Below are 10,712 nucleotides of genomic sequence, written 5' to 3' on the forward strand. Positions count from 1 at the left end.
CATCGCCCAGTTATAGGCGGGTGACATCCATCCGACAAATCGATAATTCTTCCCTCGACGATAAGGAGAAATTATCGTGCTGATTTCACTCAAGCAGATGCGCTATGCCATGGCCGTGGCGCGTACCGGTCATTTCGGCCGCGCGGCCGAGGCATGTTCGATATCGCAACCGGCCCTCTCCCAGCAGATCCTGGCGCTCGAAGCCTTGTGCGGCGCGCCGCTCTTCGACCGGCTTAAGAGCGGGGTCCGGCTGACGCCCTTCGGCAGAGGGTTCGTCGATCTGGCGCGGGCAACCATCGAGAGCGCCGAAGCACTCGATGCCTTTGCGCTCGGCCATGGCGGCCGCCCCGATCGTCCCCTGCGGTTCGGGCTGATCCCGACTGTTGCGCCCTATTTGCTGCCGGAAATCTTCCCGGCCCTTGTGAGAGATTTTCCCCAACTGACCTTCACCGTCAGCGAGAACCACACCGATGCGCTGATCGCCGGCCTCGTCGAGGGCAGCCTCGACATCGCACTGATCGGCACCGAGCCCCCCGACAACGGCCCCAAACTCGTCAGCCGCCCGCTGTTCCACGATCCCTTCGTGCTCGCGACCAGCCGCACGGAAGCAACTGCCGAGCCCGTTTCCCTTGCCGATGTCGCCCCCGAGCGCATCCTGCTGCTCGCCGAGGGGCATTGCCTGCGTGATCAGGCCATCGCCGCCTGCCGGCTCGACAGCGACCCCGCCGCCCGCACTTTCGCGGCCACCTCGCTCTCGACGATCGTCGAGTTCGTCGCCAACGGCCAGGGCGTGACGCTCTTGCCCCAGATCTCGCTTCGCAAGGAAGCCAGCGACCAGCGCATCGCCATCCACCCCATCGCCTCCCCCGGCGCCGGCCGCATGCTGTCGCTGGTCTGGCGACAAGCGACGCCCTTCAGCCCGACCTTCGAGCGCATCGCCGACATCATCCGTGAGGTTCGCCGCACCGTTTTTGATCCTGTCGAGGCTTGACCCGGAGCGACCGGATGTGGATCGTGGACGGTCGTCTGATGTGACTCGGTCACGGGTCAGGCGTGCGCGATCCCCAGCGGCCGGCACGCAGTTCCGCAAGGCCCTGCTCGCGCGAGACGACTGGCTGATAGCCGAGTTCCGTGCGTGCCTTGCCGATATCGAGCGTCACCTCCACGGCCGAAGTTGCAAAGACCTGCAGCGTCAGTGGACCAGCGATGCGGCCGCGCGAGAGCGTGCCGAGGAGGTCGCCGGTGATGGCGAGCGCCCGCATCAGCGCGCGGGGCACCGACTTTTGCGGCGCGGGCACACCCTGGGTTTCGAGAAGTCCTGAAACGAATCGGCGGAATTCAATCGGCTCGCCATCGGTGATGAAGTAGACCTCGCCAGCCCGGCCCTGTGCCAGGACGAGCTCGATGCCGCGGCAGAGATTGGTGATATGGGTGGTGGAGGTCAGGTAGGTGCCACCGCTGATCCACGCCATCCGGCCGGAGCGCGCCGCCGCCACCAATTGCGGGAGAGCCGTGGTGTCGTCCCGCCCCCAGACGAACCGCGGCCGCACCACGATCACCTCCAGCCCGGCACCGTTGTAGGAAAGGGCGATGGCCTCTGCCACGGCTTTGCTGCGTGAATAGCCGCCGGCCGGCCGCCGCGGCAAAGGCCGGGACTCGTCCGCATTGACCACCGCACGCCCGTCGGCCAGCACGGATTCGCTGCTGATGTGGATGGCCCTCGTCACGCCCGCGGCGCGCGCCGCCGCCAAGACGTTACGCGTACCCTCCTCATTGGTCCGGCGCTGCTCAGGCGAAGGCGGCCCGTGATCGGTGTCGGCGGCCGCGTGGACGAGGACGTCGCACCCTTCCATGCCGTCGATCACCTGCGACGCCAGCAGGTCGCCTCTAAACGGAACGGCGCCGAGGCTGCGCACGAGCTCGGCCGACGTGTGGCTACGCACCAGCCCGACCACCTCGCTTCCCGTCGCCGTCAGGTGGGTGATGAGGTTGCGTCCGACATAGCCGCCGGCGCCGGTAAGGAAAATGCGTTTGGGAACGAATTGCGCGCGCGCACCCGTGACCGGCGCGGCGCCAGCCTCTCTGATATCGATCATTTTTGAAATCCTGGTTGTGGGGAGCAGGGCCTATTGGCCCGAGGGGAGAGGCTCCTGCCCGGGCTTGACGGCAACGAGCCAGTTGATCTCGCGCAAGATCCGCGCGCGCTCCGTCTTGTCGAAATGGTGGAAATCCAGATACTCGAGGAGCTTCAGCCCCTCGAGCGCCAGATAAGCCAGTTGCGCCCCGCGCGGTGAAACCGCCGTCTCGCCGATGCGCGCAAGCACCGCCGACTGGTTGGCCTGCATATTGCGGCGCAACTCCTCATCGAGCACCAGCGCGGCGCTGAGGTTGAGCGCGGCGTTGCGGAAGGCCTCGGGCGGGGGCGCGGCCGCCGCGACGATCCGCGAGCGCATCGCCGGACTGTCTGCTGGCTCGAGGCCCTCCTCAACCCGGGCATGCAGGGCATGGTCCCTGGCGAAGGCCCGCTCGACCACCGCCTCGAGCACGGCCTGCTTGCTCTTGTAGTCGTAGAGCACTGTCGCCTTGCTCACCCCGGCTTGCATTGCCACCCGCTCAAGCGTCAGATTCGCCGCCCCGTCCTGTGCCACCACGAGTTCGGCGGCATCGAGAATGCTTTCCTGATCGACAACTCGCTTACGTCCCATGCCAGTCTCAATTTATTTCCGACCGGTCGGTTATAAATATGGATGGTAAGGCATGTCAACCGGTGCCGCCGTCTTTGCCCAACAGCAACGCGCACCCGCCCGCTTTCCGGCCCGCTCTTGACACTCTGTTCCGTAAGTGTCACCTTACCGTTCGTGGAAACTTACCGAACAGACGGCTGGACCGCACTCGGCGATCCGGTGAGGCGGGCGATCTTCGAGCGCTTGGCCGAGCGCGCGCGTGCGGTCGGCGAGCTTGCCGGCGATCTGCCGATCAGCCGGCCCGCCGTCTCGCAGCACTTGAAGGTGCTCAAGGACGCAAGGCTCGTTACCGACCGCAAGGAGGGCACCCGCCGCGTCTACCAGGTCGATCCCGAGGGGTTGGCGCAGATGCGCGGTTACCTCGACCGGTTCTGGATCGAGGCCCTTGCCGGCTTCAAGACCACCGTCGAGCAACAGATCAAAGAGGAGAGAACCATGAACTCGCAGGCAATGAGTACACCCAGGACCGTCGTCCGCCATACCGTCACCGTCGAGGCGCCGATCGAGCGCGCCTTTGCGGTATTCACAGAGGGCTTCGGCCGCTTCAAGCCGCGCGAGCACAACATGCTCAAGGTCGAGATTGCGGAGACCCTGTTCGAGCCGCGCGTCGGCGGCCATATCTACGACCGCGGCGTCGACGGCAGCGAGTGCCGCTGGGCCCGCGTCCTCGCCTTCGAGCCGCCCAACCTTGTGGTGTTCAGCTGGGACATCAGCCCGCACTGGCAGGTCGAGACCGATCCGGCAAAGACCAGCGAGGTCGAAGTCCGCTTCATCGCCGAAACCGCCAGCCGCACCCGCATCGAACTCGAGCACCGCCACCTCGACCGCCACGGCGCCGGCTGGGAGTCCGTGCGCGACGGCGTCGCCGCCGACCAGGGCTGGCCGCTCTACCTCGACCGCTATGCCGGGCTATTCGCCGGGTCCTGAAGCTTCTTCAGAAAAAGTGGATTCAACTTTTGCGGTACGAAAACGCGACAAACAAAACCGAAGAGCACCCGTTCTGTTTTCCCTCAGAACGGGTGCTCTGGCGGGCTACTAGCGCTGCGCCGTCGCGATCAGGGCGTGCATGGGAAAGACCACCCACTCGCCCTGCCGATGGGATGCGACGACGTCTCGCGTCTCCTCCTCCACCTCGTCGAGGAAGCGCTGGAATGCTGCCGGATCGGCGGCGAACTCCGGGATCACCGCAGCATAGGCCTGTTCGACGTTGTGGACGAACCGGTCCGGTTCAGGAACGCGCATTTCGCGCGTTTCCTCACCGATCTCGATGTCACGTAGACCCGCCTCGTCAAGAAGCGCGCGCAGGTCCGCACGATTGCCGAGCGAGAACGGTACGGTCACTTCCTCCTGGCTGACCCCGAGCGCGCCGAGCCGGGGGATCTCGGCCTCTGCCATGGCCGCATAGACAGGGTGCCGGTCGATCGACTGCCATACGAGCAGGGTCAGTTGTCCTCCGTCCTTTAGCATGCGCCGCGCCTCGCGCGCAGCACGCACCCGGTCGGGGAAGAACTGGAACCCGGCCTGACAGATAATGTGATCGAAGTTGGCATCTGGCAGCCCTGTATCGGTGGCATCGCCCTCAACCCACTCTATCGCTGCACCCTCCGGCGGCGGCAATGCCCCGGCGACGGCAAGCATGCCGGGTCGGAGGTCGAGTGCTGTGACCCGCCCCGACGGGCCGACCAGCGGCGCGGCGGTGCGGGCAACGATGCCGGTGCCGCAGGCAAGGTCGAGAAGCGCCTCGCCGATGCGAGGCCCGGCGCGATCGACCAGCATGCGTGCCCAAGGGCCGAATATGGCGGGAACGAAGAACTGTTCGTACTTTTGCGCTGGAGTGAGTGCCTGCGGCATTGTCATCTGTCTCCTCCTCGTTGTCGAGCTTGAAAGGGTGCCGGGACGGCGGCGCGAATCACTCCAGCAAGCCCAGCTGGCCCAGCATGCCGGCGAAGTCGAAGTAGCGGCGCTCGTCGACGATGCGTCCTTCGTCATCGATTTGCCCCATGACGCAGCCTGCGATTTCGATGCGCTTGTTGGTCGCCGGTATCTGCCCGGTGGGCGTGATCAGGTTTCCCTTATGGGTGCCGGTCATCGAGAACTCGACCGCGTAATCGTTCCCCTGCTCCACCGTGCGCTTGACGGTGACCTGCAGATCCGGAAAGCCGGCCAAGAACTCGGTATAGTCCGTGACGATGGCGTCCCGGCCCTTGAGAAGCTCGGGATATTGCGGGTCCCAGACGCTGGCCCCGGCCCCGTAGGTCGCGCCCAGCGTTTCGACGTCATGTCGATTGAGGGCGTCGATCTGGCGGGTAACGACATCCTGGACCGAATGTCTGGTTTGGCTCATGGTGCTCATGGCGGTTCCTCCTTGCTTGCCGGACCTGTGCCGGCATGTAGAAGGCTAGCGGCACGGCGCACCGCCCGCTTCGCTTGTTCCGGCCATGGCGAAGGAAAAATCGTCATGGCCCGATCAGGCCATTCCTCTTCAGATGAGGCCGCGCCCAGCCGCATGCGCGGCGGCCGCGGCCCGCGTCGGCATATCGAGCCGCATCAGGATGTTGGCGACGTGCCGGTGCACTGTGTGCTCGCTGATCCCGAGGCGCGATGCGATCTCGCGGTCGCTCCTGCCCTGCCCGACAAGGCGCAGGATCTCGACCTGCCGGGCCGTCAGCGCTCCGCCTGCCTCGCCGTCGCCGGCCGGGTCCGCGCGGGTCCCGATCTTGTCGACAAGTGCCCGCGCGCGTCCCGCCGAGAAGGCGGCGCCGAGCGTCTCGAAAGTCGTGAGAGCCAGTTGGCCTTCCTCGCGCGCCCGCTCCGGCCGACCGAGTACGGCAAAGAGCGCCGCCAGTTCGAGCCTCGTGCGCGCCGCCTCGTAGGGCGTGCCGCCGAGCTCGAAAAGGTCGAAGGCATCCTCGAACGAGGAACGCGCCTGTTCCAGGTCGCCGGCGGCCACCGCCATCATGGCCGCGCAGAACGCGGTGATCCCCCGCAGCGGCAGCGTCGGAACGGCTTGAGCGATCAGGCGCAGATCAGCGAGCGCCTCGGCGGCCCGTGCCGGCTTTCCGGAAAGGGCCGCAACGCGCGCCAGAAGCTCGAGCGCCGTCGCGCGCTGCAGGCGGTTCTCTGCGGGCGTGTGGCGCAGGAATCTCTCGACCAGGTCTTCGGCGTCACGCAGCCGGCCGCGATCGAGCGCGATCCGGGCAAGCCCGAGCAGCGACTGCGGGTGCCATTCGGCGCGATGCAGCAGCGCCTCGGCCTCTTCGAACCGCCCCTGGCGGTGGCGCAGTTCGGCAAGCCGCACCAGCGCCTCCGCCGCCCAAGGCGGCCGGCTTGCCTCGAGATACGCCATCGCCTGAGATAGCGTTTCTTCGGCTTCCGGCCACTTGCCACGGAAGATGAGGACCGAACCGTAGTGGGCGCGGCAGGTACCTTGTGCCAGCGCAAAGTGCATGCGGTCCGCGACCTCGCGCATCGTCTCGCACCATTGGGCGGCGCGTCCGAAATCGCAGATGCGCTCGCACCCGTAGATCAGGTAGCACATGATCCTGCTGGCCCAGGCCTCGTCGGCGACCTCCCCGCCGAGGACGAACGCGGCCGCTTCGTCCAGCCGCTTCATGCCCTCCTGGATCTCACCCCGCCCGACCATACCGAGCCCTTCGATGGCGATTGCCACGAACTCCATGTCTGCAATGCCGCATTGGGCGGCGACGGCCATCGCCGCGCGCGCATGGCGGCAGGCGGCGGTGGGATCGTCGTTTATGATGAGGGCAACGTCGGCTTCCAGGACGGCAAGCCACCCGTGTTCGGGACACACGGGATGGTCGGCGAGCAGGCGATGGGCGCGCTGGCGCCAGCCGCGCCCGATCGCAAACTCGCCGCGGAAATCCTCATGGTCGGACGCCAACCACATGGCCGTGCGCGCAGCCCCGAGGTCATCTCCCGCCTGCCGGTAGAGCCGGAACGCCCTTTCGCGCAGGCTGATCGCGCCGCTGCCGTCGTTGTTCCACCACTCGATCCAGGAAAGCCCCTCATAGGCCTGCGGGCACTCCCCGAACGTTAGTGCCTGCGTGAAAGCCGCGCCCGCCTCGTCGAATGCGCCTTTGACCAGCGCCTCGTTGGCTCGGATCAGCAACTGCTCTCGGCTCGGCGTCATCGCAGACCCCGGTCGCTCCTTGCGACACGCAAGAATAGTCGGTCAGGACCTGGTTGCCAATCGTACGAGGGACAGACGCCGGACAAGCTCCGGTGATCAGCGGACGCCCTCGCCGATCGCTTGTCCGCGACAAGCATGAGTGCGGGCGAGGGATTTCAATAAAATTGCGCGCTTCAGTTCGAATACTCTTGCGCTGCGAGTATCGCGACGTGTCGTCCTGATCGATCTGCGCCGATTTCAATAACGGAATCAAGCAACATCATGCTGCCTTAGATTTGGCACAAGTTTGGCGGAACCTTGCTGCTACTGGTGCATTTGGCAGTTGCAAATGGGGGCACTGGATGGGCGTTGCAGGGCCAGAAACGATCGATGTCGTAATCGATTTGCCGATCTACTTGCTGCAGACACTGAGGATGGCCCAGGCCATCGGCGAGGCCGGGTTCAGGATCTGTGTCGATCCCGAAGACACAAAGGCGGTCGTCCGACTGAAGGAGGTGTTCGGGTTCGACTATAGAGTCGGCAAGGCAGGCGCCAAATGGGTCACCGGGCTATATATCGACCATCTGGGGCCGGTCACACGCATCGGTTCCATCGAACGGCCATTGATCGTACCCAAGGCGATTCTAAACCATTGCCGCGACCGATGGCCGGCAGTGCGCCAGCATGATGCCTCGTTTGCCGGTCTGCTCACCACAACCCGCCGCTCAGCGATCAACCAATGGCTTTCGCTCTCGCAGCTCGAAGAGATGTCGCTTGCCGAACCGACATTCATCGAAAAGCAGCTGAATAAATGGGCGCACAGGCTGCACTTGCCGATCGAGGAGCGGCGCGGCACCAAGAACGTCATCATCCGCACCTCCGATATAGGCCGCCATTTCCCGACCAAATCCTGGAATTCGAAATACTATGACCTGATGCTGAACTCGAAGTTCGTGCTGTGCCCGAGCGGGGACTTCAAGGCCAACGGCGTCGCCTGGACCTACCGCTTCTTCGAAGGCGCCATGTGCGGCACCATTCCGATTGTCGAGGAAACCTGCCCGCCCTATGAGGGCTATAAGTTCCGCCTGATGAGCGAGCCCGTGTCCGCACTTCAGTGGTCGCAGCAAGACGCCGAGCATAATTTCGCCTTGGCTCGGGAGCAGATGACCGTCGAGACGGAAAGGTTACGTGCCGAGGTTCTCCGCCTGCTGGCGGAACCCGACGCGGTGCGCAAGCAGGAGCGGCACGGCGCTGAAATTTACACGACGTGACGTCACTGGTGGTGTCGGTCCGGCACTTCGGCAGGCGACAGCTCAAGACGTGGAGCAACCGTCAGACCGGCCGCTCCATTCGCGGTGCAGAAGGTAAGCATTGATGACTGCGTCACCTCAGATGGCTTTGGGACCACGCCAGCCGTTCGGCTTTCATGTCAACATCGCCTGGGTCCTGGCCTTCTTCGCGCTGGCGGCACTGATCCTCAACACCATGTTCGGCCCGCTCGCCGTGCTCGTCTTCCTCGCCTCGGGCCTGGCGCTCATCGCCACCCGCCCCGAATACAGCCTTTACGTCGTCGCGCGCCACTGGATCATCCTGCTCCTACCCGCCTATTGTCTCGCCTCGACCCTGTGGTCGGAATTTCCGACCGTGACGCTGCGTCACGGCGCCCAGTTCGCCGTCACCTGCGTTATCGCCATCGTCATCGCCAACCGGGTTCCGCCGATCGTCCTCCACAGGTTCCTCTACGCCATCTATGGTTTCGGCGTCCTCCTGAGCTTTGCCTTCGGGCGGGTGCGCGACGATATCGGTGCCTGGATCGGCATCTTCGGCAGCAAGAACGCTTTCGCCGGCGTCGTGTCGGTTTTCATGCTGGCTTCGCTCGCGCTCCTTATCGACAAGCGCGCCCACTGGCTGGCACGCGTCGCCGCGGCCGCCAGTGTGCTTGTTGCCGCGCCCGCTTTGGTCCTCGCCCAATCGGCCGGCGCCATCATAGTGCTGATCCCCGCCATCGGCATCCTGGCGCTGATCCACATCAGCCGGTTCACCAACCTTGCCCAGCGCCTTTTCTTTGGCGTAATGCTCGCGCTCGTTGCTGCGGCCGGGGTGGTTGTCTTCGTGGCCTATGGCGACGCCATCCTTGCCCAGGTGCTCGATCTTTCCGGCAAGAACCCGACGCTGACCGGCCGCACCGACCTCTGGCAGATCGGCATCAATCTCATCAACCAGAACCCGCTGTTCGGGGTCGGCTACCAAGCCTTCTGGGTGCAGGGGAGCGCGCTTGCCGAGTCCCTCTGGGCCGAATTCAGCATCGAGAGCCGTTCGGGCTTTAATTTCCACAACACCTATATCTCCAACGCCGTCGAGATCGGCCTCATCGGCGTCGGGCTGCAGGTCCTCATCCTCTACGGCGGCCTTGTCGGGTGCCTGTTGTGGGCTTTCCGCAACCCCTCACCTGCCAGCGCCTTTTTCAGCGCCTTCCTCGTCATGGTCGTCGGCTCGAGCTTCGTCGAGGTCGCCGTCTTCTTCCAGTTCAGCGTCACCTCGATCCTGGTCATCTGCGCATTCGTCTATGCCGTGCAGGCCGGCGAAGCCTGGAGAGCCCATATCCTGGGTCTGACCATGCAGCCGGCGCGGAAAGCACAAGCGGCCTCCGGCCCCGGCGGGCCGGATCAGCCCGAACTCCCGCTGCCGCAGGCCCAGCCGTAAGGCGGGTGCCGGAGGGTGTGGAACACCCCCTTTTCCCCTCTGCACCTGCACTTTGCTCCCGCTCGCCGATGTCCCCCCAGCGCAAGCCGGGGTGACACCCGATTGTTGGGGACGGATGGTGTCACCTACCGGCCTCGGCTCATGGCAACCGCGACCAACCGCCGATGCCATCTCTCACCCCTTGACCTCCATTATTTTCTATGTTTCTTAATTAAGAGAATTTGGAAATACGTCATGCACCTCTCCGATACGTTTGCTGCCCTCGGCAACCACACCCGCCTCGCCATCGTCGAGCGCCTGCTGCGCGAGGGCGAGCTGCCGGCGGGCGAGCTGGTGGTCGAGGGCGAGATGTCGGCGCCGGCCATGTCGCACCATTTCAAGGTGCTGCGCGATGCGGGGATCGTTGTGCAGCGCGTCGACGCGCAGCGGCGGCTCTATTCGGTGCGGCCCGAGGCAATGCGCGTCATCGGCAACTGGACCATGACCTACCGCGAGTTCTGGGAACAAAGCCTCGACCGGCTCGGGGCAGCCATCGACAAGGAGCAAGGCAGGTGAGCGAACTGAGGATCGAGCGCACCTATCCCGTCACCCCCGAGCGGCTCTTCGCCTTCGTCACGCAGCGGCAGAACCTCCTCAAATGGTGGGGCCCCGAAGGCACCTCCGTCGACGAGGACGACCTGGATCTGACCCGCACCGGCCCCTGGTCGCTGGTCCTTGCCGGCCCGAAAGGCCGCTTTGCCATGCGTGGGACGGTGAGGACGGTGACACTCCCGCACACCGTCGAATTCACCATGAACGTGCCGGGCGTCGATGCCGGCGAGAGCACGGTGCGCTTCGAAATCGCGCCCGACGGCACGGGCGGTGCGCGCCTCACCCTCATCCAGTCGGGCATCACCGACGAGATGGTCGAGATGGGCAAGCACGGCTGGGGCTCGACCTTGGCCCGGCTCGAGCGGCTGTTGGGCGAGGCAGAGCCGGCGGCCTGAAGCGGGAAGTGCGTTTCTCGCTCACCGGCCCGATTGCCAGGTCCCCCGTCGGGGGCGTAGCCTATTCGGTCACATCGGCTGGGAGGGCAGTGTGGAGTCACGTTTGAAGTGCAACACGGTTGCGGATGGCAGAGAAGACCTCGTTTGGGG

The 10,712-nt window shown here is 65.1% G+C and carries 10 protein-coding genes and 2 pseudogenes; 7 read left to right on the top strand and 5 right to left on the bottom strand.

Going from position 1 to position 10,712, the window contains the following annotated elements:
• Positions 1 to 76: 76 nt before the first annotated feature.
• Positions 77 to 991: a hydrogen peroxide-inducible genes activator gene (locus QQK18_RS04820; RefSeq protein WP_284339160.1), complete on the top strand. Its 915-nt coding sequence runs from the start codon at positions 77 to 79 to the stop codon at positions 989 to 991.
• Between the two features lie 49 nt (positions 992 to 1,040).
• Here QQK18_RS04820 and QQK18_RS04825 read toward each other — a convergent pair whose 3' ends face one another.
• Both QQK18_RS04825 and QQK18_RS04830 read right to left on the bottom strand, forming a co-directional pair.
• On the bottom strand, positions 1,041 to 2,096 hold the full coding sequence (locus QQK18_RS04825) for an NAD-dependent epimerase/dehydratase family protein (protein ID WP_284339161.1): 1,056 nt from the start codon (positions 2,094 to 2,096) through the stop codon (positions 1,041 to 1,043).
• A gap of 30 nt (positions 2,097 to 2,126) precedes the next feature.
• Positions 2,127 to 2,705 carry a TetR/AcrR family transcriptional regulator gene (locus QQK18_RS04830; protein WP_284339162.1) on the bottom strand — a complete coding sequence of 193 codons (579 nt, stop codon included), beginning with the start codon at positions 2,703 to 2,705 and terminating at the stop codon, positions 2,127 to 2,129.
• A gap of 153 nt (positions 2,706 to 2,858) precedes the next feature.
• On the opposite strand from QQK18_RS04830, the pseudogene QQK18_RS04835 reads away from it, so the two are divergent.
• Both QQK18_RS04835 and QQK18_RS27500 read left to right on the top strand, forming a co-directional pair.
• A pseudogene (locus QQK18_RS04835) lies at positions 2,859 to 3,155 on the top strand (ArsR/SmtB family transcription factor); the annotation flags it as partial.
• A 96-nt stretch (positions 3,156 to 3,251) separates the two neighbouring features.
• Positions 3,252 to 3,671: pseudogene (locus QQK18_RS27500) on the top strand (SRPBCC family protein); the annotation flags it as partial.
• Positions 3,672 to 3,779: 108 nt separating this feature from the next.
• On the opposite strand, the gene QQK18_RS04845 reads toward QQK18_RS27500, so the two are convergent.
• The 3 genes from QQK18_RS04845 to QQK18_RS04855 form a co-directional block, all read right to left on the bottom strand.
• Entirely contained in the window at positions 3,780 to 4,601 is an 822-nt protein-coding gene (locus tag QQK18_RS04845; RefSeq protein WP_284339163.1) for a class I SAM-dependent methyltransferase, read from the bottom strand.
• Between the two features lie 52 nt (positions 4,602 to 4,653).
• Positions 4,654 to 5,097 (bottom strand): ester cyclase, encoded by a 444-nt coding sequence (locus tag QQK18_RS04850; protein ID WP_284339164.1) that lies wholly within the window; start codon positions 5,095 to 5,097, stop codon positions 4,654 to 4,656.
• A gap of 129 nt (positions 5,098 to 5,226) precedes the next feature.
• Positions 5,227 to 6,894 carry a LuxR family transcriptional regulator gene (locus tag QQK18_RS04855; protein WP_284339165.1) on the bottom strand — a complete coding sequence of 556 codons (1,668 nt, stop codon included), beginning with the start codon at positions 6,892 to 6,894 and terminating at the stop codon, positions 5,227 to 5,229.
• Positions 6,895 to 7,235: 341 nt separating this feature from the next.
• Here QQK18_RS04855 and QQK18_RS04860 point away from each other — a divergent pair, with 341 nt between their 5' ends.
• From QQK18_RS04860 to QQK18_RS04875, 4 genes are all read left to right on the top strand, one after another.
• Positions 7,236 to 8,144 carry a glycosyltransferase family 47 protein gene (locus QQK18_RS04860; protein WP_284339166.1) on the top strand — a complete coding sequence of 303 codons (909 nt, stop codon included), beginning with the start codon at positions 7,236 to 7,238 and terminating at the stop codon, positions 8,142 to 8,144.
• A 103-nt stretch (positions 8,145 to 8,247) separates the two neighbouring features.
• A complete protein-coding gene (locus QQK18_RS04865) occupies positions 8,248 to 9,576 on the top strand; it encodes an O-antigen ligase family protein (protein WP_284339167.1) in 1,329 nt (442 codons plus the stop codon).
• A gap of 234 nt (positions 9,577 to 9,810) precedes the next feature.
• The gene (locus QQK18_RS04870; protein ID WP_284339168.1) at positions 9,811 to 10,131 is read left to right on the top strand and encodes an ArsR/SmtB family transcription factor; all 321 of its coding nucleotides are present in this window, start codon (positions 9,811 to 9,813) and stop codon (positions 10,129 to 10,131) included.
• Positions 10,128 to 10,562: an SRPBCC family protein gene (locus QQK18_RS04875; protein ID WP_284339169.1), complete on the top strand. Its 435-nt coding sequence runs from the start codon at positions 10,128 to 10,130 to the stop codon at positions 10,560 to 10,562. The genes QQK18_RS04870 and QQK18_RS04875 overlap by 4 nt, the downstream gene beginning before the upstream one ends.
• Positions 10,563 to 10,712 lie beyond the last annotated feature (150 nt).

The organism is Devosia nitrariae (assembly GCF_030160115.1).
Taxonomy (GTDB): Bacteria; Pseudomonadota; Alphaproteobacteria; order Rhizobiales; family Devosiaceae; genus Devosia; species Devosia nitrariae.